The 25,860-nt window shown below is 64.5% G+C and carries 28 protein-coding genes and 1 tRNA gene; 13 read left to right on the top strand and 16 right to left on the bottom strand.

Annotation, left to right across the window (positions count from 1 at the left end; translation table 11 throughout):
- Positions 1-94 precede the first annotated feature (94 nt).
- The gene (locus AAC645_RS01760) at positions 95-487 is read right to left on the bottom strand and encodes a hypothetical protein (protein WP_340313387.1); all 393 of its coding nucleotides are present in this window, start codon (positions 485-487) and stop codon (positions 95-97) included.
- Between the two features lie 172 nt (positions 488-659).
- On the opposite strand from AAC645_RS01760, the gene AAC645_RS01755 reads away from it, so the two are divergent.
- The 4 genes from AAC645_RS01755 to AAC645_RS01740 all read left to right on the top strand — a co-directional run bounded on the left by AAC645_RS01755 (position 660) and on the right by AAC645_RS01740 (position 3,645).
- Entirely contained in the window at positions 660-980 is a 321-nt protein-coding gene (locus AAC645_RS01755; protein ID WP_340313385.1) for a hypothetical protein, read from the top strand.
- A 14-nt stretch (positions 981-994) separates the two neighbouring features.
- Positions 995-1,954, top strand: a complete 960-nt coding sequence (locus tag AAC645_RS01750; protein WP_340313384.1) for a hypothetical protein — start codon at positions 995-997, stop codon at positions 1,952-1,954.
- On the top strand, positions 1,955-2,881 hold the full coding sequence (locus AAC645_RS01745) for a S41 family peptidase (RefSeq protein WP_340313382.1): 927 nt from the start codon (positions 1,955-1,957) through the stop codon (positions 2,879-2,881).
- A gap of 164 nt (positions 2,882-3,045) precedes the next feature.
- A complete protein-coding gene (locus tag AAC645_RS01740; RefSeq protein ID WP_340313381.1) occupies positions 3,046-3,645 on the top strand; it encodes a TIGR02466 family protein in 600 nt (199 codons plus the stop codon).
- 30 nt (positions 3,646-3,675) lie between these two features.
- Here AAC645_RS01740 and AAC645_RS01735 read toward each other — a convergent pair whose 3' ends face one another.
- The 3 genes from AAC645_RS01735 to AAC645_RS01725 form a co-directional block, all read right to left on the bottom strand.
- On the bottom strand, positions 3,676-4,458 hold the full coding sequence (locus AAC645_RS01735; protein ID WP_340313380.1) for a VOC family protein: 783 nt from the start codon (positions 4,456-4,458) through the stop codon (positions 3,676-3,678).
- A 13-nt stretch (positions 4,459-4,471) separates the two neighbouring features.
- Complete coding sequence (locus tag AAC645_RS01730) at positions 4,472-4,942, bottom strand: VOC family protein (protein ID WP_340313379.1); 471 nt, start codon at positions 4,940-4,942, stop codon at positions 4,472-4,474.
- Between the two features lie 177 nt (positions 4,943-5,119).
- Positions 5,120-5,596 (bottom strand): SH3 domain-containing protein, encoded by a 477-nt coding sequence (locus AAC645_RS01725; protein ID WP_340313377.1) that lies wholly within the window; start codon positions 5,594-5,596, stop codon positions 5,120-5,122.
- A 110-nt stretch (positions 5,597-5,706) separates the two neighbouring features.
- Here AAC645_RS01725 and AAC645_RS01720 point away from each other — a divergent pair, with 110 nt between their 5' ends.
- Positions 5,707-6,705 (top strand): 2-hydroxyacid dehydrogenase, encoded by a 999-nt coding sequence (locus AAC645_RS01720; protein WP_340313375.1) that lies wholly within the window; start codon positions 5,707-5,709, stop codon positions 6,703-6,705.
- Positions 6,706-6,835: 130 nt separating this feature from the next.
- On the top strand, positions 6,836-7,126 hold the full coding sequence (locus AAC645_RS01715) for a hypothetical protein (protein WP_340313374.1): 291 nt from the start codon (positions 6,836-6,838) through the stop codon (positions 7,124-7,126).
- A gap of 294 nt (positions 7,127-7,420) precedes the next feature.
- On the opposite strand, the gene AAC645_RS01710 is transcribed toward AAC645_RS01715, so the two are convergent.
- On the bottom strand, positions 7,421-8,248 hold the full coding sequence (locus tag AAC645_RS01710) for an ABC transporter permease (RefSeq protein ID WP_422785779.1): 828 nt from the start codon (positions 8,246-8,248) through the stop codon (positions 7,421-7,423).
- Between the two features lie 79 nt (positions 8,249-8,327).
- On the opposite strand from AAC645_RS01710, the gene AAC645_RS01705 reads away from it, so the two are divergent.
- The 3 genes from AAC645_RS01705 to AAC645_RS01695 all read left to right on the top strand — a co-directional run bounded on the left by AAC645_RS01705 (position 8,328) and on the right by AAC645_RS01695 (position 12,093).
- On the top strand, positions 8,328-8,984 hold the full coding sequence (locus AAC645_RS01705; RefSeq protein WP_340313372.1) for a GcrA family cell cycle regulator: 657 nt from the start codon (positions 8,328-8,330) through the stop codon (positions 8,982-8,984).
- Between the two features lie 277 nt (positions 8,985-9,261).
- A complete protein-coding gene (gene parE / locus AAC645_RS01700) occupies positions 9,262-11,250 on the top strand; it encodes a DNA topoisomerase IV subunit B (RefSeq protein WP_340313371.1) in 1,989 nt (662 codons plus the stop codon).
- Between the two features lie 177 nt (positions 11,251-11,427).
- Positions 11,428-12,093 (top strand): hypothetical protein, encoded by a 666-nt coding sequence (locus AAC645_RS01695; protein ID WP_340313370.1) that lies wholly within the window; start codon positions 11,428-11,430, stop codon positions 12,091-12,093.
- Between the two features lie 12 nt (positions 12,094-12,105).
- On the opposite strand, the gene AAC645_RS01690 is transcribed toward AAC645_RS01695, so the two are convergent.
- Positions 12,106-12,762 (bottom strand): glutathione S-transferase family protein, encoded by a 657-nt coding sequence (locus AAC645_RS01690; RefSeq protein ID WP_340313369.1) that lies wholly within the window; start codon positions 12,760-12,762, stop codon positions 12,106-12,108.
- Positions 12,763-12,815: 53 nt separating this feature from the next.
- Positions 12,816-13,595, bottom strand: coding sequence for an SDR family oxidoreductase (locus tag AAC645_RS01685; RefSeq protein WP_340313368.1), 780 nt, complete (start codon positions 13,593-13,595; stop codon positions 12,816-12,818).
- A gap of 170 nt (positions 13,596-13,765) precedes the next feature.
- Between AAC645_RS01685 and AAC645_RS01680 the strand changes: the two genes are divergently transcribed.
- Complete coding sequence (locus AAC645_RS01680) at positions 13,766-14,476, top strand: alpha/beta fold hydrolase (protein WP_340313366.1); 711 nt, start codon at positions 13,766-13,768, stop codon at positions 14,474-14,476.
- 45 nt (positions 14,477-14,521) lie between these two features.
- Here AAC645_RS01680 and folP read toward each other — a convergent pair whose 3' ends face one another.
- Positions 14,522-15,637, bottom strand: a complete 1,116-nt coding sequence (folP, locus tag AAC645_RS01675; protein WP_340313364.1) for a dihydropteroate synthase — start codon at positions 15,635-15,637, stop codon at positions 14,522-14,524.
- A gap of 140 nt (positions 15,638-15,777) precedes the next feature.
- On the bottom strand, positions 15,778-16,917 hold the full coding sequence (locus tag AAC645_RS01670) for a site-specific DNA-methyltransferase (RefSeq protein ID WP_340313363.1): 1,140 nt from the start codon (positions 16,915-16,917) through the stop codon (positions 15,778-15,780).
- A 248-nt stretch (positions 16,918-17,165) separates the two neighbouring features.
- Here AAC645_RS01670 and AAC645_RS01665 point away from each other — a divergent pair, with 248 nt between their 5' ends.
- Entirely contained in the window at positions 17,166-17,498 is a 333-nt protein-coding gene (locus AAC645_RS01665; protein WP_340313362.1) for a hypothetical protein, read from the top strand.
- Here AAC645_RS01665 and AAC645_RS01660 read toward each other — a convergent pair.
- The 3 genes from AAC645_RS01660 to AAC645_RS01650 form a co-directional block, all read right to left on the bottom strand.
- Entirely contained in the window at positions 17,461-18,138 is a 678-nt protein-coding gene (locus tag AAC645_RS01660; protein ID WP_340313360.1) for a ribonuclease HII, read from the bottom strand. The two genes, AAC645_RS01665 and AAC645_RS01660, sit on opposite strands and share 38 nt — an antisense overlap.
- Positions 18,139-18,185: 47 nt before the next feature.
- Positions 18,186-19,175, bottom strand: a complete 990-nt coding sequence (locus AAC645_RS01655) for an L-histidine N(alpha)-methyltransferase (protein WP_340313358.1) — start codon at positions 19,173-19,175, stop codon at positions 18,186-18,188.
- A gap of 154 nt (positions 19,176-19,329) precedes the next feature.
- Positions 19,330-19,734 carry a MerR family transcriptional regulator gene (locus AAC645_RS01650; RefSeq protein ID WP_340313356.1) on the bottom strand — a complete coding sequence of 135 codons (405 nt, stop codon included), beginning with the start codon at positions 19,732-19,734 and terminating at the stop codon, positions 19,330-19,332.
- Positions 19,735-19,804: 70 nt separating this feature from the next.
- Between AAC645_RS01650 and AAC645_RS01645 the strand changes: the two genes are divergently transcribed.
- Complete coding sequence (locus AAC645_RS01645; RefSeq protein ID WP_422785778.1) at positions 19,805-20,548, top strand: glutaredoxin family protein; 744 nt, start codon at positions 19,805-19,807, stop codon at positions 20,546-20,548.
- 252 nt (positions 20,549-20,800) lie between these two features.
- Here the strand turns inward: AAC645_RS01645 and AAC645_RS01640 are convergent, their stop codons facing one another.
- The 3 genes from AAC645_RS01640 to AAC645_RS01630 form a co-directional block, all read right to left on the bottom strand.
- A complete protein-coding gene (locus AAC645_RS01640; RefSeq protein WP_340313354.1) occupies positions 20,801-21,580 on the bottom strand; it encodes an SDR family oxidoreductase in 780 nt (259 codons plus the stop codon).
- Positions 21,581-21,807: 227 nt separating this feature from the next.
- Positions 21,808-21,884: transfer RNA gene (locus tag AAC645_RS01635), tRNA-Ile, on the bottom strand.
- A 70-nt stretch (positions 21,885-21,954) separates the two neighbouring features.
- The gene (locus AAC645_RS01630) at positions 21,955-23,793 is read right to left on the bottom strand and encodes a sensor histidine kinase (protein WP_340313352.1); all 1,839 of its coding nucleotides are present in this window, start codon (positions 23,791-23,793) and stop codon (positions 21,955-21,957) included.
- A 171-nt stretch (positions 23,794-23,964) separates the two neighbouring features.
- On the opposite strand from AAC645_RS01630, the gene AAC645_RS01625 reads away from it, so the two are divergent.
- Complete coding sequence (locus AAC645_RS01625; protein ID WP_340313350.1) at positions 23,965-24,441, top strand: Lrp/AsnC family transcriptional regulator; 477 nt, start codon at positions 23,965-23,967, stop codon at positions 24,439-24,441.
- Positions 24,442-24,490: 49 nt separating this feature from the next.
- Here AAC645_RS01625 and AAC645_RS01620 read toward each other — a convergent pair whose 3' ends face one another.
- A complete protein-coding gene (locus tag AAC645_RS01620) occupies positions 24,491-25,756 on the bottom strand; it encodes a tetratricopeptide repeat protein (protein ID WP_340313348.1) in 1,266 nt (421 codons plus the stop codon).
- Positions 25,757-25,860 lie beyond the last annotated feature (104 nt).

Below are 25,860 nucleotides of genomic sequence, written 5' to 3'. Positions count from 1 at the left end.
TGCAAAAACGCCGCTCCGGGCACTGCTCGAAACGATACGGGCCGCCAGCGATGGCGGCCCGTTTTCGTTTCAGGCAATCGACGACAGCAAAGCCTCAGCCCTTCGGCTTGGTGTAGGGCACGAACTGACCGAGACCGAGCGTCCCGGTCGGAAAATGCGAGCCCGAATCAAGCAGCCGCACGATATCCACGCTGCACAGGTCGGTGCTGTGGGTATCCGTCAGCAGCACGTCGTTGCGATCGAGGAAGTCCGCACCGGACTCGGGGCGGTTCACATACCAGGTATTACCGATCTTATAGAGGATCGCCGTCCTCTCGAAGATCTGGCTGGAATCGACCCGGTGCAGTGGGATGCAGTTGACCGGCTTTCCTGCTACCCGTCCGTCCAAAGCCTTGGCCAACCGGGCTTCGGCATCGACCTTGGCCGCCTGGGCCGGGATCGATGCCGCCATCAATATACCGCTTATCAGGCACAGTGTAGCGCGCATGGCACATTCTCCATTGATGCTGGCAATATAAGGTTCAGCAACTGAACCGACAATGACCAGACGGGAGCGCGATCAGATTCCCTTGGTCAGCAATTTCCTTGCTCTCCGATGAACGCCGGAACCGGGTCGTTTCTCACCCGTTGCAATAGATAACTATGGAGGAGTTATTGTCATGAACAAATTGCTTGCACTTGGGGGCGCAGCCTTGCTCACCGTCGGGACGGCGATGCCCGCCTCGGCCCAGAGCGCACCGCATATCCTGCGCGGCGCCGGAATCGGTGCGGCCGGCGGTGCCGTTGCCGGTGCGCTGATCCCCGGCCTGTCGGTGGGCGAAGGCCTGCTGGTCGGCGGCGCGGGCGGCGCGCTGTACAATACGCTGATCGATAAGGGCCACCACCGGACCTACCGCAGCCGCAGCTATTACTCGTCGCGCAACCACGGCTCTGCCCAGACCTCTGCGGCGCCACGCTATCGCAGCTATCGCCACAACTGATCCGGACGGCGGCGATGAGCGCCAGGCGAGCGCGGGCGAGCATTCTCCTCGCGCTGGCGCTTGCCGCCCCCCCCGGGAGCGCAGGCGCGCGCAAGCGGAATATTCCGCCCCCGCCTACCGGCGAGCTGCTGCTGGATATGGCGGAGCCGGTGATCGCGCTGAACGTCGGCCGGGTGAAACTGCGATTGCGCGTCGGGCTCGAACAGAAAAGGCTGATCGAACTCAATCCCGACGCGGCCGAACGGCTGCGCGCCGATCCGCCCGATCGCCACTTCGCCTTCGAGCCGGGTTTCGAGGCCCAGGTCGGGCGCGAGACGCTCAAGGGAATCCAGGCTGCCGTTCCTGTCACCATCAACGACAGGAAGATGATCGTGCAGGTGGCCTCGCATGGCCGCGACTGCTGCACCGGTGTCGACGGCGAGATCGGCATGGGGCTGCTGCCCTATGCGACGATCCGTTTCGTCCGCGCCGGCACTGCCGACCCTGGCCGCAGCGCCGACTTCCTGATCGACGATGACAGCGAACATGGACCGCAGGCGACTATCTCGGTCGGACGCAGCCCGATGTTCGTCCAGTTCTCGCTCGAGCGGCCGGACAGCGTCGCAACCGCATCGGCAGGTGCGATCCTGGCACGGGCCCATGGCGGCCGGCTGGACTCGACTGGCGGCCCGACCGTGGCCGCTTTCGGCGTGGCACGCCCTACTGCCCTGCTGAGCTTCCCTCGGCCTGTCGAGCTGGCAGGCTTCCGCTTCGGCAAACTGCCGGTGCGGATAGCGGACTTTGCCGGCCGGTTCGATTTCCCGGCCGATCCGGCGGAGCCGGGCGACATCGTCATCAAGAAGAAAACGGAGCAGCAGGCCGCCTGGCCGGTAGTGATGATCGGCCGCGATCGGATGGACCGCTGCAGCGCAGCACTCTTCGACACTGTCGCGCATCGGCTGACGCTGCGCTGCGCGTTCGACGGAGCAAGCTGAATGCGCTGGCTGGCAATGTTTTCGCTGATGCTCTGCATCGCCGTCGGCGCTTCGGCGGCGTCCTCTGCCGATCGCGAACAGCTATTCAACGCGCGTGTCTTCGACCGTGCCTGGACGCTGGTCGCGGATCGTTACTGGGATCGCTCGATGGGCGGCAACGACTGGGAAGCGATGCGCGAGCAATATTACCCGAAAGCACTGGCCGCGCGCGACGAGAAGCAACTCTACGCCGTCATAAACAGGATGCTCGACCAGCTCGACGACAGCCATGTCTATGCGACACCGCCGTCCGACATCGCAGCTACGAACGAACCTGCCGAATATCGCGATCTGCCACCTGGCCGGCGTCTGGTCCGGATGCCGGGCGGCATATTGCTGCTTGCCTTCGACCAGTTCGATCCGGGCGACGACCACTGGATTGCCCACGCTATCGCTGGCACGCCCAGCCTCAGCGGCGTGATCCTCGATCTGCGGGACAATGGGGGCGGGCGCGACGATGTCCTCGACAGGGTCGCCGGTCTGTTCACCCCACGACGCGAGGTGCTGATCCGCCTTGCCGGCAAGACCGTCATCGAGGAAAAAACGCGCAGTGCGGGATCGCAGGCCTATTTGGGACCGCTTGCCGTAATCGTCGGTCCGCGCACCGCCAGCGCCGCGGAAATCCTCGCCTTCTTCCTCGACGAAAGGCGGCATGCCTATGTGGTCGGCGAGCATAGCGCAGGCGCGGTCACTGGCGGGGTCGATTATCGCCTGCCCGGCGGCGGCCAGTTGACGGTCGCCGAATATGATATCCGCACCGCGAGCGGCACGCGGCTGGAAGGCCGTGGCGTCACGCCCCGATACCAGGTGCCGACGAACAAGACTCCGCACGATTTTGCCTTGGCCAAGGCGGTCGCACTGATAAGGGGCGCAGGGCGCACGAGCTGAGGGTTAGAGCCTGATCGTTTGAGGTGGAAGCGCTTCGCGCTTCCGCAGAAGCGTGAATCAAGCTCTCGTCAACGGTCTAGGCCTTGATTCACGGTTTAGGCTGATTCAGCCCGATCAAGGTCTACGCGCTTGAACTCCCCTCCTCGCCATGCTCATGCGAGGGCATGACGATCCGCACCCTTTTCGTGACGCGCCTTTACGAGGCGATGATCGACAAACCCGACCTGCTCGCCGAGCTAGACCATTCGGTGCGAACGCTCGCCGAGGACGACCGAGCCGGCAGAGCGTGGTCGAAGGCGCATGGCTATCGCGGCTACACCTCCTATGCCTCGCTCGCCGACCTGCCGTCGCGCGATCCGGTGTTCGCCGACCTGGTCAAGCTTCTCAACGGCCATGTCCGCAGCTTTGCCGAGGCGTCGCACCTCGATCTGGCCCGACGCCTCAAGCTCGACAGCCTGTGGGTCAACCTGCTGAAGCCCGGCGGCAGCCATTCCGGGCATATCCATCCGCACAGCGTCGTGTCCGGCACATTCTATGTCAGCGTGCCGCCCGGATCGGGCGGGCTGAAGCTGGAGGATCCGCGCCTGCCGCTGATGATGGCCGCGCCGCCGCGCACAGCCGACGCGCCGGAAGACAGCCGCAGCTTCGTCTATGCCGAGCCCCGGCCCGGCATGGTGCTGCTATGGGAGAGTTGGCTGCGGCATGAAGTGCCGGCCGGCGACGGCAAGGGCGAGCGGATCAGCGTCAGCTTCAACTATAGTTGAGCAAGGCCGCAGCTTACTCGGGAGCCATGCTCAGCGTTCCGGCGCCACCAGCGCGAATAGCGCGCCCTGTGGATCCTGGGCATTGACGATCCACATCCCGCCGGGGACCTCATGGGGACCCTGCAGTATCTTTCCGCCATTCTCCGTAATGCGCGCGATGGCCGCGTCGATCGCATCGACATGGAAATAGAACAGCCAATAGGGCCTGGCAGCGCCGGGATCGTTGAACATCGCGCCGCTGGTGACGGCAGAGGCAGTTCCGTCGGCCGCCGGCTCCTGCGCGATCATCTGATATGTGCCCATCGAGCCCATATCCATGGCGTCCGTCTTCGACCAGCCGAACAGCGACTCGTAGAAGGCGAAGCCCGCTGCCCAGTCGCTGCTGTGCAATTCGTGCCAGTCGACCCCGCCGACCGTTCCCATCGGCACCGGCGGCATGTCTGACCCCTCCGGCTGGAGGAAGTTGAAGATCGCGCCCTGCGGATCGGCGACGATCGCGAAGCGGCCGACGCTCGGGATCATCTCGGGCTCGCGATGCACCGACCCTCCGGCCGCTCTAACGCGCTGAAGCGCCGCATCGATATCGGTGACATGGACATAGCCGACCCAGCAAGGCTGGAGGCCATGCGCCGCCGCCTCGGCCGGAATCGTCATCAGGCCGCCGACTCCACGCCCGTCGGCCTCGACGATCGTGTAGGGATCGGCCGGATCGCCAAAGGGCTGGAGCGTCCAGCCGACGACCCTGGAATAGAAGGCTTCCGCCGCCGGCCGGTCGCTCGTCAGCAGCTCGTACCAGAAGAACTTGTCAGGCATCCGATGTCTCCCTTCAGGCCTTGGCCGCGGCGCGCTCGATCGTGGCGATGTCCAGCTTCACCATGCGAAGCACCTCGCTCATCACCGCCTTGGCCTTGGCGGGATCGGACATCAGCTCTCCAAAAACGTCGGGGACGATCTGCCAGTGCAGGCCATAACGATCCGACAGCCAGCCGCATTGCTGCGGCTTGCCGCCATCGAGCAAGGCGTCCCACACCCGGTCGAGCTCAGCCTGCCCGCGCGCGGCGAAGGACATCGATACTGCCAGGCCATAGTTGGCATCCATGCCGCCGTTCAGGCTTTGGAACCTCTGTCCGGCGAGGGTGAACTCCACGAGCATCACCGAGCCCTCGGCGCCCCCCGGTGTGTCGACGGGGCTCTTGTGAACGGCATCGATTCGCGAGTCGGGCAGGATGGATACATAGAAGCGGGCAGCTTCCTCGGCCTGATCCTTGAACCACAAACAGGGCGTTATGCGCGACATGGCTTTTCCTCGGCGCTCCAGGTGGCCCACCCATTCTATCCCTACGCCATCATGGGCGACAGTTTTTTGCGATGTCCGGTGATTGTGTCACGCCGAAGGCTGGTGACGGTCCTTCCGTTATATTCGGCCTCCAAAACGCTGAAAGCCAAGCTTCTCCGCGACGCACTGGCCCTGTCGTCACTCGACGATTTCACCGGCATCGACGCCCCAGATATGGTCGACTCCGATGTAGCCGGTCTTGCCGCCGGCATCGAACAGGCACCAGCCGCCCTCGCATTTGCTGATCTTGCCGACCACGCCGGGCTCGGCGCGCCAGTTGAGACGTGCGCTGCTGCTCGGTTCCGCGAACATCTGGGCGGGACCGTTACCAGTCACGACCGCGGTCCGCTGGGCGCTCAGCAGTGTCGCGAGCATCCAGCCCTCGGTGCCATCCTGTTCCCGGATCCGGCGCCAGTTGCCATAGACCTGGAGCACTTTCACCGGCAGGTCGCGGCGGCGATACCGCCAGGTGGCGGGATAGGTTCGCTCGGGACCGGTCCGCATCAGCGCATCGCCGGTCGCGATCGAGGCCCAATAGGGTGTCGTGCGTTCCTGCCCCTCGGCTGCGCCCGCGACAGCCAGCACGCCGAGCATCGTCCAGCCCAGTTTGTTCAATGCAATTCCCCGTTCACGAACCCGAACGCGATAGTAGAGCCCCGCGGTCGCGGTTCAAGAGTCGAGACGCTCCGCTTGCGCTATGTCGCAGGCAGGATTAGCGACAGGCTATGGCCGAGCCTGAACGCCCCCGCCGTCCCAAGCTGCTCGTCACGCGCCGCCTGCCTTCGCAGGTCGAAGCGCGGATGACCGAATTGTTCGACGTCGAACTGAGCGAAGACGATCTGCCATTGGGCGCCAGGGCGCTCGCTGCTGCTGCCGCACGCTGCGACGTGCTGGTGCCGACGATCACCGACCATGTCGATGCGGCGGTGATCGCCGCCGGCCACGGCCGGCTCAGGCTGATCGCCAACTTCGGCAACGGCGTCGACCATATCGATCTGCGCGCGGCACGGGCGGCGAACATCATCGTCACCAACACGCCTGGCGTCCTGACCGAGGACACCGCCGACATGACGATGGCGCTGATCCTGTCGGTGCCGCGGCGGCTGGCCGAGGGCGAGAAGCTGGTCCGCTCGGGCAAGTGGACCGGCTGGAGCCCCGCAGCCATGCTCGGCCACCGGATCAATGGCAAGCGGCTCGGCATCATCGGCATGGGGCGGATCGGCCAGGCGGTGGCGCGCCGTGCACGCGCCTTCGACCTGACCATCAGCTACCATAACCGCCACCGCCTCCCCGAGGTCGTGGAACAACAGCTGGCGGCGCGCTACGAGCCCGATCTCGACAAGCTGCTGGTCGACAGCGACATAGTCTCGATCCACTGCCCGCACACGCCCGAAACCGAGAATCTCCTCGACGCCCGCCGCGTGGCTCTGCTGCCGCAGCATCTGTACCTGATCAACACCGCGCGAGGGCCGATCGTCGACGAGGAGGCGCTGATCCAGCGGCTCGAGCGCGGAGAGATAGCAGGGGCGGGCCTCGACGTGTTCGCACACGAGCCGGCGATCGACACGAGACTGCTCGCGCTCGATAATGTCGTACTGCTGCCGCACATGGGCTCCGCCACCTTCGAGGGCCGAGCGGCGACCGGCGAGCGCGTCATCGCGAATATCAGACAATGGATGGACGGCGATCGCCCACGCGACCAGGTACTCGAAGGCTGGCTCTAATCGCCAAGATGAACGGTCGCGTCAGGCCCTGTTCAGTCCCGTCCCAGTACAAAAACTACGCCAGATGAACGCCGGAACATTGTGCACAAGGCCACGTTCTCTGACGCAGCATTACTGAAGGGAAGATGTCATGAAGACGAACAAGTTCATCGCAGCGGCGGTCGCCCTGTCCGTAGCAGGTACCACCGCGCCGGCATTCGCGCAGAGCGCGGGCCACATTCTCCGCGGCGCCGGCATCGGCGCTGCCGGTGGTGCTGTCGCCGGTGCCGTCATTCCTGGGCTTTCGGTCGGTGAAGGCGCGCTGATCGGCGGCGCCGGCGGTGCAGTCATCAACTCGCTCGACAAGAAGCACCGCTATTATCGCGATAGCTATGGCCGCAAATATTGGGTCGATAAGCACGGCCGCCGCCACTACAAATAACATTCGATCCAGAAACGAAGAGGGCCGCTCCGGACGGAGCGGCCCTTTCTGGGCGGCCGAGGCCGTCCAAGGCAATGGGTGAACGTCGAAAACCTATCCTGGCTCGTCATCCCGACGAAAGTCGGGACCCATACACGCTGGATTGGAAGAAAAAGGACCGAACCGCGTGGTTCTATCCGTCTTCGTTGCGGTTATGGATCCCGACTTTCGTCGGGATGACGCGCTTTTGACCGACAAACCCCAGGCCAGAAGAGTGTATCGGCCATTCACCCGACTGCCCTGCGAGGCCGCCTCTCAGCTCTTGATCTTCCAACCCCGGTCGAGAACGGCATAGTTGATCCACGCGAGCAGCGCGTTGAGCGCCAGCAGGCCGAGCGCGCCGACCATGATCGGCGAGTCCGTCGTGCCGAGGAACCCGTAGCGGAAGCCCGAGATCACATAGAAAAACGGGTTGGCGTGGCTGACCGCCTGAAAGCCGGGGTGGAGGCTGTCGATCGAGTAGAAGGTTCCGGACAGCAGCGACAGCGGCCCGACGACGAAGTTCTGGACCGCGGCGGCATGATCGAACTTATCGGCCCATATCGATGTCAGCACTCCGACCAGGCTGAGCAGCGTCGCCCCCATCAATCCGAACCATATCGCCATCAGCGGGTGCGCCGGCACCACGTCGACGCCTGGCCAGAACAGCATCGCGACCCACAAGGCAGCGCCGACCAGGAGCGCGCGGGTGACGGATGCGCCGATCAGCGCGGCCAGCATTTCGCCGGTCGAGAGCGGCGGCATCAGATAATCGATGATGGTGCCCTGCATCTTCCCGACCAGCAGCGCGAAGCTGGCATTGGCGAAGGCCGCGTTCATCATGCCCATCACGATCAGGCCGGGCGCGACGAAGGTCGCGAAGGGATAGCCCATCACTTCGCGACCGCCACGACCCAGTGAGACGGTAAAAATCACCAGATAAAGCAAGGTGGTGAAGGCGGGTGCCCAAATAGTCTGCAGGTGGACCTTGAAGAACCGCCTTACCTCCTTCACATAGAGGGCGCGCATTCCCCCCCAGTTGAAGAACGGGATAACCGGCTCGCCTGGCGGAAGGATCATGATTTTTTTGGGCTGGTCGCTCATGGGCATTTCGCCTATCGGCTGACCGCCCCGCCCGCAAGAGCCTGGGGTCGCCCAGGTGCGGGCAAGACCGAGGTAGAACATGTCCTGGACCGACGAACGGATCGATCAGCTGAAGCGCCTCTGGGGTCAAGGGATGACCGCCAGCCAGATCGCCGATGAACTGGGCGGCGTCAGCCGCAACGCCGTGATCGGCAAGGCGCACCGCCTTGGCCTCGAAGCACGGCCTTCGCCCGTCAAGGGCGGCGAGGCACCCGCAAGCGGCGCGCCGGCGACGCCGGCCCCGGTTGCGCCCCCGCCCGAGAAGATCGTGGCAGCGCCCGCACCACGCCCCGCGCCCGCGCCCGTTGCGGCGGCTCCCGCCGCGCCGGCTCCGACGCCCGAGCGTCCTGCGGCGCCGCAGGTGATGGTTCGCTCGATTGGCCCCGGCGGCTTCCAGCGCCAGACCCCGGGCGAGCAGACCGCGCCGATCCAGCCGGCCCCGCCGCGCCGCCTCGTGCCGGCCAAGCCCTCGGCCGACATGGCGGACAAGACCAGCCTGCTGGATCTGAACGACAAGATCTGCAAGTGGCCGCTCGGCCATCCCGGCGAGCCCGATTTCCACTTTTGCGGCCAGGTCATCAATCCCGGCTTCCCCTATTGCCTCGAGCATTGCTCGATCGCCTACCAGGCGCAGTTGCCCCGCCGCGACCGCCGCCCGCCGCCGCCGCTGCCCTTCGGCGGACCGCGCGTACGCTGAATCTGGGATCCCCTCCCTTCAGGGCTGGGCTATCGCATATGGCTTTTCGTCATCCCGGACTTGATCCGGGATCCCGCTTTTCTCTTCCTCGCGCGGCAGTTTACGCATCACGCGAAAGGCAGCGGGATCCCGGATCAGGTCCGGGATGACGATGTTCTGTAGGAGAGCACCCTCTTCTCTCCGGACTGTCGCAAATGCGATGGCCCTCCTCGTAAGCGAGGGGGCGAGAAGAAGCCGCCTTCCCTTTCCCGGCACCCCGGCCCTATAGTCGCCGCCAATGTCCGACGACGATCTCTTCGCCTCCGCTCCGTCCACGAGCTCCGGTACCTATGACGCCTCGACGATCGAGGTGCTCGAGGGGCTGGAACCGGTGCGCCGGCGGCCGGGCATGTACATCGGCGGCACCGACGAGCGCGCGCTGCACCATCTTGCTGCCGAAGTGCTCGACAACGCGATGGACGAGGCTGTCGCCGGCCACGCCAATCGGATCGAGGTATCGCTGCAGCCCGGCAACCGGCTGACCGTCATCGACAATGGCCGTGGTATCCCGGTCGATCCGCATCCCAAATTCCCCGGAAAGTCGGCGCTGGAGGTGATCCTCACCACGCTCCACTCGGGTGGCAAGTTCGACGGCAAGGCCTATGCCACGTCGGGCGGCCTGCACGGGGTCGGCGTCTCGGTAGTCAACGCCCTGTCGACCGACACGGTGGTCGAAGTCGCCCGCAACAAGGAGCTTTTCCGCCAGCGCTTTTCGCAGGGGCATGCGGTAACCCCGCTCGAAAAGCTCGGCGCGGCACCCAACCGGCGCGGCACCAGCGTCTCGTTCACGCCCGACCCCGAGATCTTCGGCACGAGCGCGATGTTCAAGCCCGGCCGGCTGATGCGGCTCGCTCGTTCGAAGGCCTATCTCTATGCCGGCGTCGAGATCCGCTGGCGCTGCGATCCGTCACTGATCGGCGACGACACGCCGGCCGAGGCGACCTTCCAGTTTCCGGGCGGCCTGTCGGACCATCTGCGCGAGCAGATCGGCGATCGCGAATGCGCCACCAGCCAGTTCTTCACCGGCAAGCAGACCTTCCCCGGCGAGAATAACGGGCTGGTCGAGTGGGCGGTCGCCTGGCCTTTATGGTCGGAAGGCTCCTACAGCTATTATTGCAACACTATCCCGACGCCCGATGGCGGCACCCACGAGGCCGGTTTGCGTGCCGCACTGGTGAAGGGCGTGCGCACCTTCGCCGACCTGGTCGGCAACAAGCGCGCCAAGGATCTCTCCGCCGACGATGTCGTCACCGGGTCCGAGCAGATGCTGTCGGTGTTCATCCGTGATCCGCAGTTTCAGAGCCAGACCAAGGACCGGCTGACCTCGCCCGACGCCGCCCGCCTCGTCGAGAATGCGGTGCGCGACCATTTCGACCACTTCCTGGCCGACAATATGGAGCGCGGCAAGGCGCTGCTGTCCTTCGTCCTTGACCGTATGGACGACCGGCTTCGTCGGAAAGCCGAGCGCGACGTCAAGCGCAAAACCGCCACCAGCGGCCGCAAGCTGCGCCTGCCCGGCAAGCTGACCGACTGCGCCAATGATGCGCCAGAGGGTACCGAAATCTTCATCGTCGAGGGCGACAGCGCAGGCGGCTCCGCCAAGCAGGCGCGCGACCGCAAGACCCAGGCGATCCTGCCGATCCGCGGCAAGATCCTCAACGTCGCATCGGCCAACAGCGCGAAGATCGGCGCCAACCAGGAGATCGCCGACCTGATCCAGGCGCTGGGCTGCGGCACGCGCGAGCGCTGCAACGTCGACCTGCTGCGCTACGAGCGGGTCGTGATCATGACCGACGCCGATGTCGATGGCGCGCATATCGCGACGCTGCTGATGACCTTCTTCTTCCAGGAAATGCCCGACCTCGTCCGCGAGGGGCATCTCTATCTCGCCCAGCCGCCGCTGTACCGGCTGACCGTGGGCGCCAAGAGCCTCTATGCGATGGACGACGCCGACCGCGCGAACATCGAGGCGAAGGAGTTCAAGGGCAAGAAAGTCGACGTCGCGCGCTTCAAGGGGCTCGGCGAGATGAACCCGATGCAGCTGCGCGAAACGACGATGGACCCGAAGACCCGCACGATGCTGCGCGTCACCCTGCCCAAGGAGTTCGAGGAACGGGCGAGCGTCCGCGACCTGGTCGATCGGCTCATGGGCAAGAACCCCGAGCACCGCTTCGCCTTCATCCAGGCGAACGCGGCGGCAGTGGATGACGAGGTGATCGACGCCTGATCCCGACGCTTGCCGCACTTTCGGATCGGCTTGTCAGGCTTGACGATTTAGTAACGAATAACTCCCTAATTGGGTGAATATGATCGAGGGGTGGCCAAGTGCAACCTTCATCATGTGCTAGTAATTTGCTTGGACGCGTACAATATCCCGAGAAACGGGAAGTGCGGAGAGGCGAAAATGAGCCTAGCGGCCTTTTTGATGTTGCTGAGCGGCGTGATGATCCTGCTCGGCTTGATTTCCCATTTCCTGATGCATCAGGAAGCGCATGGTCACGGATTTCTACCGTCGCGCGCCGAAACCGTGACGGCTTTGATGCTGCTGAGCGGATTGCTGCTGGGCGCTGCCCTGTCGGTCAGTTCGAAACTTGCCGCGAAACCGCCGGCGCGGAGTGATCCCGACCCGCAGCGGGACCAGCCGGCGCCCCGCCCATGGTTCGCATCGTCAAGCAACGACGGTCCTTCGGACGCCAAGCCGCGCTCGACGGTCGAGCAAGCGTATCAAGTCGAAAATGCCCGGCCAGCCCCGACCTTTGACGACGTGATGAATGCGACCAGCCGGTGCCGCGCGACGACCGCACAGGTGATCGATCTGGTCCGCGACGGAGACCGCGGTGCAGCCGACGCCGCCGCGACGGCCAGCCGGAACTGCAACGATGACGGCCGGGCGCTGGCCCAGCTTCCGCTGTCCCACCTACCGGAAGAGCTGTGCGGCAAGATCGTCTCGGCCAACCAGGCGCTCAACAAAGCCGCAATGTCGCTCTTCGCCGACGGCCCGCAACTGAGCAGCCGCCTGAACGATATCAGCGCGGCGCAATCGACCTGCGACATGGCGCTTCGGTCCTGAGATTCAAGCGTGTCAGCCGGTCGGTGCCATGCCGGTGAAAACCGCCAATTGCGCCGCGAAAGCACGCTTATATGCGGGCCGCGCTTCGCCACTGGCGACATAGGCGGAGAGCTTTGGATATTCGTCCAACAGACCCGAACCCTTCAACCTGAGCAGCACCGACACCATCAGGAGATCGCCGACACTGAACACCCCATCGAGCCAGTCGGCATTGCCGAGGCGATCAGAAAGCTCGCCCAGCCGGACACGGATGCGGTCCTGGACATCCGGCAGGCGTTGCTCGAACCAGCTTTTGTCGCGCTCCAGGAGCATGGCAATCTGGAGATCGAGGATCGGCGGCTCGACGGTGTTGAGCGCGGCGAACATCCACGCGATCGCACGCGCCCGGGCATTCGCATCGGCCGGCAGCAGACCCGCATGGCGCTCCGCGATGTGGAATATGATGGCCCCCGACTCGAACAGGACGAGATCGCCTTCTTCATAGGTCGGAATTTGCCCGAAAGGGTGAAGTGCCCGATGCGCGGGCTCCTTCATCTCCGCAAAGGAAAGGAGACGAACGTGATAGGGTTGGCCCACTTCCTCGAGCGCCCAGCGAACACGCATATCGCGTGCCAGTCCCTTGCCGCGATCCGGCGACCGTTCGAAGGCGGTGATGGTGATGGTCATCATATGGCTCCGGATGGTTGAATACGGAAACGTGATCCGCGCTCGAGCATATAGCGTCAGCCGGGAGAAGCGGCAGAGCCGGCCAGCAGTCCGCCGTCGATGTTGACCTCTGTCCCTGTCATGTAGGTTGCTTCGTCGGATGCCAGCATGAGAGCAATCGCGGCGACCTCATCCGGCATCCCGAACCGCTTCAGCGGCGTGTCGGCGACCAGTGCTTGCATCCTCGCCTCGCGATCCGGGCCGGTGCCCAGCATCGGCTCCCACATCGGCGTCAATATGGCGGCAGGGTGGATGGAGTTACAGCGAATCTTCCAGCCCTGCTGCGCGCAGTAGAGCGCAACCGTTTTGCTGTGGTTGCGTACGGCCGCCTTGGAAGACGCATAGGCACCCGCGAGAGGAATGCCGACCAGCCCGGAGCGCGAGGAAATGTTGATGATCGAACCTGTGCCCGCCCCCTTCATCGCGCCGATCGCATAGCGACAGCCGAGGAAAGTCCCATCGAGATTGACCCGGTGGACCTCCCGCCAATCCGCAAGGCTCGCATGTTCGGGATCATGAGCCACCATGCCCTTCTCGAATCCCGTCACGCCGGCGTTGTTGACCACGACGTCCGCTATCGGAACGATGCTGGCCAGCCGAAGCCAATCGGCTTCTTCCCGCACGTCGAGCTTTTCAAAGCGACACCCAATCTCGGCAGCGGTCGCCGCGCCGGCGGTTTCGTCGAGATCGGTGACGATGACGCTGGCGCCCTCATCATGAAAGCAGGCAGCGATTGCCCGCCCGATGCCACGGGAAGCACCGGTGACGACGCAGATCTTATTTGTCAGTCGTTGCATGCAGCTTCTCGTAATCAGAGTCCCATGCGATCTATTACCAAGGCGACTCCCCCTTCGGAGATGATAGGGGCACGAGCCGCGAACAGTGGGCTTGTGGCTAGTTGCACCCGATCCAGTTCGAAGCCATCCATAGCATCGTATGGCGACATACAAAGATGGGAGAGGTCGGGATGGCGCATATCATACTCGTTCATGGCGCGATGCACGGCGCATGGTGTTGGGATATGCTCGCACCCCTTCTTGTCGGTTCGGGCCACACGGTCGAGGCAATAGACCTTCCCGGCTCGGGCGCCGACCCGACGCCGGCAGAGGACGTCAAGCCTTACGACTGGGCGGAGGCGGTGGCTTCCGCTGTGCGATCATCGGAATGCCCGGTGGTGCTGGTGGGCCACAGCATGGGCGGCACTGCGGTGTCGCAGGGAGCGGAGCAGGTTGCTGATCGCGTCCGAGGTATCATCTACGTCAGCGCCATCATGATCGAAGCCGGCGAAACCATCGTTACGGCCTGCCCCGAAGTCATTGAAATAGCGGCAACCACCATGAGCGAGGCCACCGATCCCGTCGCCGCCACTATCAGCCTGTTCTACGGGACGACGCCGCCCGATCTCGCGGCTGGGGCCGTCGCCCGGCTTCGGCCGCAACCCGAAGCTGTCGTCACTGCGCCGCTGCAGATCACAACCGAGCGATATGGTCGGATCCCGCGCGCTTATATCGAATGCGAGGATGACGGTATCGTTCCGCTAGCCGTGCAACGAAGGATGCAGCAACGCTTGCCGTGCGACCCGGTCGTGACGATCCCGGGAGATCATTCTCCTTTTCTGTCGTCGCCCAACCTGCTGGCAGGCCATATCGATCGCATAGCGCGGCTATTCGCTTCGTAACCCGATCACGCGGAGACATGGCCGCACAATCCCGACAGGATCGCCTCAGCCGATCCTTGGCGTCAGCGCCTCGTCGCGCAGCCCCCGCCAGACCCGCACCGCCTGCAGCGTCTCTGGTACGTCGTGGACCCGCAACAGCTGCACCCCCATCTGCGCACCATGAAGCGCCAATGCAACCGAGCCGCCGAGGCGCTGGTCCACCGGGGCTTCGTTGGAGAGCGCTCCGACGATGCGCTTGCGGCTGGCGCCGAGCAGGAGCGGACAGCCGAGGCCGTGAAATAGTGCGAGACCGTTCAGCAACTGGAGATTGTGGCGCAGCGTCTTGCCGAAGCCGATGCCCGGATCGACGATGATCCGGCTGCGTGCGATCCCCGCCGCCTCGGCGAAGGCGATGCGTTCAGCCAGCCAGTCATAGACCTCGATCAGCACGTCGTCATAATGCGGGTGCTGCTGCATCGTCGCCGGATCGCCTTGATGGTGCATCAGCACCACCGGGCACTCGTGCGAGGCAAGGAGCGGAGCCGCCTGGGGATCGTAACAGAGCGCGGAGACGTCGTTGACGATTGCGGCCCCCTCGCCAAGCGCGGCCGCCATCACCGCCGCCTTGCGCGTATCGATGGAGACGATGGCGCCCGCTTGCGCCAAGCGACGGACGACCGGCTGCGCGCGCGCTATCTCGTCGCCTTCCCATACCGGCTTCGCGCCGGGCCGAGTCGACTCCGCACCGACATCGACGATCGCAGCCCCTGCCTCGACCATCGCCAGCGCAGCAGCGGCCGCGGCTTCGGGATCGTCGGCGTGGGCGCCGCCGTCGGAGAAACTGTCGGGCGTCATGTTGAGGATCAGCATGACCTGCGGCTGATCGAAGCGCAGCGTGCGCGCGCCGAGCTGGAGGGCGGGCCGCGGCGCCGTGATGCGGCTGATCGTCAGCCGTGCGGCGTCGGCCTGATCGTCGGCGAGGCCGGCGAGGAACTCGTCGATGGCACCGACCGGAACCAGTCGCGTCGTGACCCGCTCGCCGCCTTCGACGGCGATCACCTCATAGGCGGAGAACCAGACCAGGCCACCGGCGAGACGCGCCACCACACCGTCATGGCCAAAGGGGCTGGCGACGAATGCGGTCGGTAGGAAGTATAGTCGGGCGTAGCGGGGGATTGTCATCGGGTCATTCCAGCCCCCCAGCGGCCACCTGAAAGGCAGTCATCCTGAACTAGTTTCAGGATCCACCCTTAAGCTCTGGAGCGCTGTCCTGCGACAGAGTGGATGCTGAAGCAAGTTCAGCATGACGTCGGTCTATGTTCCTACCCGCCCATGCTCGCAAGATGACGCTGGCGGACGGCGTCGATCGGCTCCAGCCCTGCCGCGGTCTCGATATGCCAGAAGCTCCAGCCGTTGCACGAGGGCGCCCCCTGCAGCTGCGCCCCCAGGCCGTGGATCGACCCGGTTGCGCCGCAGCTGCTCGCCAGCACACCGTCGGCGCGCACCATCGCGCTCCAGCGGCGCTTGGTGTCGGTCAGCGTCGATCCCGGCGCGATCAACCCGCTCTCCACCAGCAGGCCGAACGCGATGCGCGGAACCGCCTTCTTTTCCGGGATGGACATCATGGCGCTCTCGTCGAGCGGCAGGGTCGCGGCGATCCTCTCGGAGGCGACCTTTATATATTTATCCTCGCGCTCGATGCCGATCCAGCGGCGGCGGAGCCGTCGGGCGACCGCGCCGGTGGTGCCGGTGCCGAAGAAGGGGTCGAGCACCAGATCGCCCGGTTCGGTGCAGGCCAGCATCACCCGGTAGAGCAGCGACTCTGGCTTCTGGGTCGGGTGCGCCTTGTGGCCATCGTCATCCTTCAGGCGCTCACCGCCCGAACAGATCGGCAAGGTCCAATCCGAACGCATCTGGATATCGTCGTTGAGCGCCTTCATGGTGCGATAGTTGAAGGTGTATTTCGCTTTCTCCGCCTTCGAGCACCAGATCAGCGTCTCATGCGCGTTGGTGAAGCGGGTGCCCTTGAAATTGGGCATCGGGTTCGCCTTGCGCCAGACGATATCGTTCAGGATCCAGAAGCCTTCGTCCTGCAGGGCCGTGCCGACCCGGAAGATATTGTGATAGCTCCCGATCACCCAGATCGTGCCGTCGTCCTTCAGGATGCGCCGCGCCTCGCGCAGCCAGTCGCGGGTGAAGCGGTCATAGACCGCGAGGCTATCGAACTTGTCCCAATCGTCGTCGACGGCGTCGACCTGGCTGCCATCGGGGCGGTGGAGATCGCCGCCGAGTTGGAGATTATAGGGCGGATCGGCGAAGATCATGTCGACGCAGCGATCGGGCAGCGCCGCCATGGCAGCGATGCAGTCACCCTGGATGATCTCGTTGAGCGGCAGCCGGACTTCGACCTTTGCCTCCCGACGCGCACGCCGCGCAGTCGGAATCTTCTCGAGAACACCCATAAACAACCAACCCCCTTCGGACCTGCCGAAAGGGTGAGTCATCGGGACTCTGCGGTCAAGAACAATAGTTTGGGAGGCGAAGCTGACATATTACGCAAGCGGGACGAACGAAAGGAGTCCGGCACTTCATATTGAGTCTCAGCATGCTGGGGAGGCTCAACCCCTAGTGGTGTGGCGCTGAGGACTCACTATGGCGAGTTTCTCGCGACGGCGGCGGAACGGCGCCCGACAGCCTTCGTTTTATCGCCATGGACCGCTTGCTGCACCGCCTCTCTCCGCCTGCGCTGTGCGCGATGGCCGCGATATGCGGCGGCCTGATCGCCGGCGAGAGCGCCGTTCATGGCCTCCGGCCGAACAGCTATGGACCGCTCGCCCCGCCGACCCTGATCGGCCAGCACGAAGGGGCCGGCGACAGCGGCGCGACATATGGCGAAGGCACGACAGCCGGCTGCGACGACTGCTCCGAGCGCGACCTCGGCTATCGTTGGGCGGTATTGCAGGCGGTGCGCTCACCGGCCGACTGCCCGAACGACAGCTGGGGCTTCAGACGAGGCTGTCTGGACTATACCGGGGGGATTTGAGCCCGTCCTCATCGGAGTCAGCGACGAATGAAGCAGGCCCGGAGAACAGCGAATATTGCGCAATCGGTGCGAAGCTCCGGCGATGGAGCGGCGACGGCCCCAGGCGCGACAGCGCGTCCAGATGCGAGGGCGTGCCATAGCCCTTGTTCTGCGCCCAGCCATAGCCGGGATGATGCGCGTCATAGTCCGCCATCATCCGGTCGCGCTCCTCCTTCGCGATGATCGAAGCCGCCGCGATCGACAAGCACAGCGCGTCGCCGCCAATCACCCACTGCGAGGGTCGGTTCCAGCGCGGGCAGCGATTGCCGTCGACCAGAACCATCGCCGGCTCCAGCCCAAGCGCCGCGACCGCCCGCTCCATCGCCAGCATCGTCGCCCATAATATGTTGATCTCATCGATCTCCTCGACCGTCGCGATGCCGACGCCGACATGGGCTACGCCACGAATCTTGAGGCACAGATCGGCGCGCGCTGTGGCGCTGAGCTTCTTGGAGTCGTCGATGCCCCTGGGCACCCGACGCCGGTCCAGAATCACCGCTGCGGCAACCACCGGCCCGGCCAGCGGCCCACGCCCCGCCTCATCGACCCCGGCGAGGGGCAGTGGATGCGCTTTTTCGAGTTTGAAACTGGGGCCCGCCATCGCCATTCCATCATCCAAAACGCGGAGCCCATCAAGGGACCGGCGCCTCAGCCCACCGCAAGCAGGTGGATGCTGAACAGCGATTTCGCATCGAGCCAGACATCAACCGGCCGGAGCCCGCCGCCGCGGGCGAGCGCCTGGAAATCCTCGACCGAATATTTCCAGCTCTGCGCGACATCGAGCCTCTCGCCCTCTGCAAAATGGACCAGGCGGCCATCGATGCGGACATCCTGCGCGGCGACGCTCTGCAACGCCGCGCGCACGCGACCCTGGGCTGCGTCGAAGTCGACGCGATGCTCAAACAGCCGAATGTCGAAGTTGGCGTCCAACTCACGGTTGGCGCGCCTTAGCAGATCGAACAGCCATTCCGCGTTGAGGCCATGGGAATCGTCATAGGCCGATTCGAGAATCAGCACGCTCTTGCGCAGATCCACCCCGACCAGCATCAGTGCGCCCTGACGCAATTCGCGCGCCCAGAGCGACAGCAACGCCAAGGCGTCGGTAGGCGCGCAGTCGCCGATCGCGCTGCCCGGCAAATAAGCCAGGCGGCGCCCCCCACCCGCATTTGGCGGCAGATCGAACGCCTGGCGCATATCGGCGCACACTGCTTCGACCCAGAGTTTTGGATATCGCGCCTGGATACGGCGGGCATCCTCGAGCAGGGCGGCGTGCTCGTGATCGACCGCGACATAGCCCCACGGACTGTCGAGCATTGCGAGCAGCAGCGCCGCCTGCGCACCGAAGCCGCGGCCAAGGTCGATCATTTGCGCACCCGGTCCCGTCGCCTGCGCGATCGCCGCAGCGTTGGCCTGCAGGATCTCCAGTTCGGCGCGAACGAGATAATATTCGGGCAAGGTGGTGATGCGCCGAAATGCAGGAGAGCGCCGGTCGAGCAGCATCTGGTCGGCAACGCTTTTCTCTTCGCGCTCCAGCCCGGCGAGGAAAAGAGTCCGGAAGTCGGCCGGCGGCAGGCCATGATCGTGAAAAGCGGCGATCTCCGTCCGCCGCGGCGCGTCAGCCGCAGGATGATCGGTCAAGCAACGTCTCCGCACCTGGAGAGCGCAACACGCCCTGCCATTTTCCCAGCCCCCGACCGGATCCGTAACAGATGGCTACGGTATGAGACAGTTCGTTGTGCTGTGAATTCTACTTATGGACATGCGCATAGGGCGAGCGCTGATCGAAATGGCATCAATTCTCGAATGCCGTCAGGATGGGGCACGGGCCCCCTGATCCCGAGGCGCACTCGTCGGCGAGACGACCGAGCGACTTGCGCACCGCTTGCAGTTCCGCGATCTTTGCGTCGAGGGCAGCGACCCGCGCCTGCGCCAGCGCCCGCACACGCAATCGGTCGTCAGTGGCGTCCAGCGCCAGCAACTCGCCGATTTCCCGCAGAGTGAACCCTGCGGCCTGCGCGGTTTTGATGAAGCGGAGCCGTCGCACGTCTTCAGGGCCATAGCGCCGGATACCTATCGCCACGCCTGCCCTGCCAGGCCGTTCCGGCTCGAACATGAGCCCGCGGCGCTGGTAATAACGAACGGTTTCGACGCCGACGCCTCCCTCCTCGGCGAGCTTGGCGATGGTCATGTCCGGCATAGGTTGACTCCGTACCATGGTACGGACCCTATATAGTATGGTGCAACCGACACGCCAAGGAGCCGCCGACATGATGATCCCGGATTCCAGGACTGCCGAACTCTATCGCATGGTCATGCCCGAACACACCTGCCCGTACGGCTTAAAGGCGCTCGACCTGCTCAGACGCCATGGATTCGCGGTTGACGACCACCGGCTGAGAACGCGCGCCGCGACCGAAGCCTTCAAAGCCAAGCACGACGTTAGGACGACGCCGCAGATATTCATCGATGGCCAGCGGATCGGCGGCTATGACGACCTGCGCCGCCATTTCGGCCAACATGTCGCTGATCCGGACGCCACCAGTTACCGCCCTGTCCTCGCCGTGTTCGCGATGACCGCGTTGATGGCGATGGCGACGAGCGTAGCGACCCTAGGTGCCCCGCTCAGCATCCGGGCCGCCGAGTGGTTCATCGCGTTCAGCATGTGCGTGCTGGCGATCCTGAAGCTCCAGGATGTCGAGCGGTTCTCTACCATGTTCCTGAACTACGACCTGCTCGCCAGGCGCTGGGTGCGCTATGGGTATGTCTATCCGTTTGCGGAAGCGCTCGCAGGCGTACTGATGATCGCCGGCGCACTGAGATGGATTTCCATACCGGTGGCGCTCTTCATCGGCACGGTTGGAGCCGCCTCGGTTATCAAGGCCGTCTACATCAACAAGCGTCAGCTCAAATGCGCCTGCGTCGGCGGCGCATCTAACGTGCCGCTCGGATTCGTGTCTTTGACCGAAAACCTGATGATGGTTGCCATGGCAATCTGGATGCTGGCCATGTGACGTTCGGGCTCCGTCCCCGCATAGCGGCCGGACGGAGCACCGTCGGCTCGGTGCTCGGCGCCTTAATAGGGCGTTCCTCGCCGGCGTTCTCACCGGGCCGATCGTCCTGAGCGTCTGTTACGATCTGAGCCGCCAGCTAGGTGCCGGCTCAGATCGCCCTTGCTGGCCCAGGGCCATCCTTCATCTTCGGGTGAAGCCGCCCCAGTTGGCGGTTTGAGCGCGATCGAGCGGAGCGCGCGTTTTGCCCAACTATTACCCTCGCGCCGCTTCCAGACCGGCCACCGGCTTGCTCAGCTGCTTGAGAATGAAGCCGGGAGCTAGCCGACTCATCATCCGAAGCACTCCGCTCGCGCCAGGCGTGATCTCAAGGCGGTCTGCTTCGATTCCCTCGAGCGCCTTGCGGACCAGCTTGGTGACGTCCATCATCGGATTTCCCTTGAGGTCATCCTCGTTGAAAATATTCTGCAGCGGCGTGTCGACCGCCGGCGGCGCAAGTTCGAACACCTTGAGTGGCGATTGCCGCGTCTGGGCGCGCAGTGCCTGAGTGAAGGAGTGGAGGCCGGCCTTGGTAGCGCCGTAGATCGGCGAAATGGCGAAGGGCACGAAGGCCAGTGCAGAGGTGACGTTGACGATGGCCGCATTGGGCTGCGCGAGGAGATGCGGGAGGAATTGCATCACCATCCGGATCGATCCGCGGAGGTTGGTATCGATCTCGGTGGATATGTCCGCGAGCCCGCCTGCGAATCCGACCAAGTCGATCTTGCGCTGAATACCCGCATTGTTGACCAGCATGTTGAGGTCCGGAAACCTCTCGAGAACCTGGGCGTGGAGCTGCTGGATGCTGTCTGGATCGGAGACGTCGCTCCTGATTACAGACACGCCCGGAAGTGTTATCCGCGCATTCTCCAGCCTCGCTTCGTCGCGCCCGGTGATGATGACACGGTTGCGTCGTTCTGAGAGTTGACGCGCGAGTTCGAAACCGATCCCGCTCGTACCGCCGGTGATCAGCACCGTGTTGCCGGATATCTTCATATAGTGCCCCTCCTGTGTTTTATCGAAGGCATCCTGCGGGCAAGGCCTCCTGGCTGTCAATCGGTGCGCAAACGGGGCCGGGTCGGCATCGAACAAGGATCTTGATGAGGATCCGCACGTCCTCACCGGTAGTTGTTTTTCGGGTTATGCACTCGCCGTCACGACATTTTGCAAAACGAAACCCCGGAAAATCCGGTGCTTCCTGCATATCGAGGCGAAAAGAGCGCTGGTGGGCCCGGCAGGACTTGAACCCGCAACCTAGCCGTTATGAGCGGCCAGCTCTAACCAGTTGAGCTACAGGCCCCGACCAGCGCGGCGTCGCGATAGCCGAGGCTTTCGCGCGCGGCAAGCGGCTCGCACGACCTTGCCGCTACTCAAACCGCCCCCTGCTCCGCCCGCCCGTCGTCATGGTACAGCGGCAGGCTCAGGTGGAAGCGGGTGGTGTCGATCTCCAGCATGCCACCGCTCGCGATGGCGAGGTTGCGGACCAGCCGGAGTGCGAAGCCGAGACCAAGCACCGGCGCATCCGGCCAGTTGCCGTCCGGATTATAGCCGGGGTCGAGCAGCATCTTCTCGTCACGACCCTCGAGCGCATGAGGGCGCATGATCGTCAGCAGCAAATGGGTCGTGCGCCGCGGATCACGCTGCAGATCAACGCTGATGTGCTCGCCCTCGCCTGCCATCGCGATAGTCGCGGCAAGCAGGCGCGACAGCATGCGCTCGACCGTCGGGGCATCCACCGCCACCGGCGGCAGCGTCGAGTCTATACGGAAGGCGAGACCGCTGGCGCGCTCCCTGGCGACCGTCTCGAAATTGGCATGAAGCCGGGTCAGGATGGAGGCCGCATCGACCGCCGATGGCGCAACTGTCGCATCGGCGCGCGCGGAGGCGACAAGATCGAGATCCTCCACGGCGCTGAGCAGCTTCTTGCTCTGCTCGAGTATTTCCTGTGCGCGGCTGCGATAGGGCGCCGCGGCGGGCCCTCGCATCTGGCCCTCGATCATCTCCGAAAATCCGATGATCGCGTTGAGCGGCGTGCGCAGTTCATGGGCCAGCTGGCGAAGCGAATCGTTGCGGCTCGGGTCGGGCATCGCCGAATCGCCGGCCATCGCAGTCGCGCTCTCGTCTGCCCGCGGCCGTCGCGCCGTGCCGCGATAGCCGCTGAAACGCCCATCCTTCTGGTCGAAGAACGGCACCGCCGAGATGCGCCACTCGCCGGCGGCGGGCCCCTGCCCCGCGATGGTCAGCCGGGCGTCGCGAAACGGCGTGCGGCTGCGGTAGGCGCCGGCGGCATGGCCGTCGACGCCATGATCGGTCTGGTGAGCAGCCACCGCGATGGTTTCCCCGATCAGTGGCCCGCGCGGTGCGCCCTGAACCCAGGAGATCACCCCGTCGACACCAGTCTCGAAGCGGAAGCCCGAGATCGAAGCGGCCGGCTCCGTGGTGCCGACAGTGGGCGCCGGTTCGCTCGCGATGCCATCGTGCGGGCTTGGTTGCGGATGACGCGTCCGGAATGTCTCGATACGGGACAGAAGTTCGCGGATCTGGCTCTCGCTGTTCGACATCGGCGCCGCTGCCCGAACCGGCGACGCCACAACCTCAGGAGGGGCCAACTCCGAATCGGCAGTGGTCGTATCGATAGCCACGGCAACCGCTTCGATAGCGACGGGCGGCGGCTCGGCGCTTTGCGACTCTGCCACCAATGCCTCGATCGGTGCAGCAAGCGGTGCGAGGCTGGTCTGGGGCGTCTGCACTGGCCCCGGAATCAGGAAGTCGCTGCTACCGAAGCGCTCGAGCGCCTGCTCCACGTCGCCGCCGAGGTCCCGCCGGTTGCGCAGCAGGTTCCGCGCGCTCGGGTTGAGGCGCGGCAGAAGGTCGAGCCATTGGTGGGTCGAGAGGACGACATGGCCCAGCATCGGTGCGGCGATGTGCGGCAAGTCTTCCGCAAACAGCAGGACGAGATCCGGCGGCACACGGCGCCCGGCAAGCCCCCGCCCCGCCGCCAGCCGAAGCTCCACCGGCATCTCCGCACGAACCGAGCGCAGGAAATTATAGGCGTCCATAGCGCGCGGAGCATCGACTAGTGGATCGTCGGCGCGATGGCCCCGTCCCTGCGCGAGCACGTCTACGACCTGACGCCACAGTATCGCCCGCGCCTCGGGCGTCGGCGCGGGCTGGGCGAGCAACGTGGCCAACATGTCATCGAAACGCAAAAGCCGTCTCCACTCGGCCACGGACATGATCCGGGCCACAACCGACGGCACAGTGTAAATCGCATTGCGTCCCCGGAAAAGGGGCGTTCGGCGAATAGCGCGGCGCTATTTTAATTGCACTCCTTCGAAACTTAATTCTAAGAATGCCCTATCATTTTGAAAGGTTGCTCTGTGGCTGCCCCATCCCTTGATCATATCGATCGGACGATTCTGCATGAACTGCAGGAGGACGGCCGCAAGACCAACGTCGATCTCGCTCGCAAGGCCGGATTGACCGCTCCGCCATGCCTCCGCCGGGTCCGGGCGCTCGAAGAGGCCGGCGTCATCGAAAGTTATCACGCCCGGCTGAACGCAGCGTCGCTAGGTTATGGCATAACGGTGTTCGCGCTGGTTTCGCTGCGCAGCCAGGCGGAAGAAGATCTGCGGCAGTTCGAGGCTCATGTCGCCGCACTCGCGGAAGTCCGTGAATGCCACATGCTCAACGGCGAAATCGACTTCATCCTAAAGATCGTCGCGCACGATCTGCAGGCGTTTCAGCAATTCCTGACATCGCAGCTGACGACCGCGCCGAACGTCGCGAGCGTCAAGACCTCGCTGACGATCCGCACTTCCAAGGACATCCCGGGAATTCCGGTGGACGGGCTTTAGATCACGCTGCCACCCTCGGATGCCGGCATCCGAGGGTGAGAGTGCGTCATCAGGCGGCGGGGTGCTCCGCCCAGACTTTCCCATAAGCCGCCAGCGGCGCATAAGGGCCGGACTGAACTGCCCCGAACGCCGCTGCAGCACCAGCCCGGTCCCCCGACTGGGCAAGCGCGAGGCCGAGGCGGAAATTGGCCTGGCCGACATCGGCACCGGGCTTGGTCAAGGCGAGCTTGTACATCTCCGCAGCCTTGGCGAAATCCTTGTAGCCATATACCAGGTCACCCGTCGTCATGACCGACTTGTACGTCGCCTTCGGTCCGTTTGCGCCAGCTATGGCGGCGGGGATCGATGCCTTGTCGGGCGCAAGCTTCGGCTTCGACAATGCGAGGATTTCACGCGTATTCTGGCTGGTGGCCGGGTTCAGCTTGCCGGCGGACACGCCCTCGTTCAGCACATCCACAGCTTCGTTCGGGAACTTCAGGTACACCGCCAGTGCGTAATCGACATAGTTGGACTGCGCCGACAGCGGCAATACGCCAGCAGCACGCGCCAGACGCAGCATGTCCAGATCCGGTTCGCCCGACAACGCGGCGATCTGGCGATAGATGAACAGCGAATCGTGCCAGTTCTGCTTGACCGGATAGGCCGCCAGCCACGCGGTGGTCATCTTGACGAACGGGCCAGGCAGCTTCGCACGCGAAGCCATGTCGGCGCCGCGGCCGTACCATTCGGACGGCACCGGCTTACCGGCAGCGGCGTTCGCATCCATGACCTTCTGCAGCGTAGCGATCGCTTCGGTAGGCTTGCCGTTTCGGCTCTGGGCGTCGGCAAGGACGGCATAAGCGTCCTGTTCGGTGGATCCGGCAGCGATCGCTTTGGTTATCGCGGCCTCAGCCTTCGCATAGTTCTTGTTCTGGTAGGCGAATTGCCCCTGATACCAATAAAATTTGGCGCGCTGCGCGTTGTCGAGCTGGTTGGCCGCTTCACCGTTCGCGATCATCTCGTCCAGTGCAGTGGCGAGCTTCGCCTGATCGCCACTGGCCTGTGCGATGTTGACCGCATATTGCGCGACGACAAATTTCTCGTCCGGCGTGCTGGCGACCGAACGCGCCGTTGCGAGGGCGGCCTCAGCAGCCGCGGGGTTCTTGGCCTTGAGCGCGGCGTCCACCTCCGAGAGCGGCTTGCGGACGGCGTCGCTGAGCTTGAGTGCCGGCGCAGCTGCCTCACCCTTCTTGGCGAATGCGGGCGTACCCGGCGCAACCGCGGCGAGAGCCATGCCTAGTGCGGCGATCAGCGCATAACGGGACGGTGAATTCATGCTTCAGGCCTCCTAAAAGGCGGCCGATGACGGGCCGGCCGCCCATAAAACACGCCGGTTGACTAATGTGTCCCTCGCCCGGGCACAAGCACAGGCGAAACGAT

It is taken from the genome of Rhizorhabdus argentea (assembly GCF_037861105.1).
GTDB classification, from domain to species: Bacteria; Pseudomonadota; Alphaproteobacteria; order Sphingomonadales; family Sphingomonadaceae; genus Rhizorhabdus; species Rhizorhabdus argentea.
Note: the sequence above shows the minus strand (reverse complement) of the source record. Positions and strands in the feature narration are given on the sequence as shown.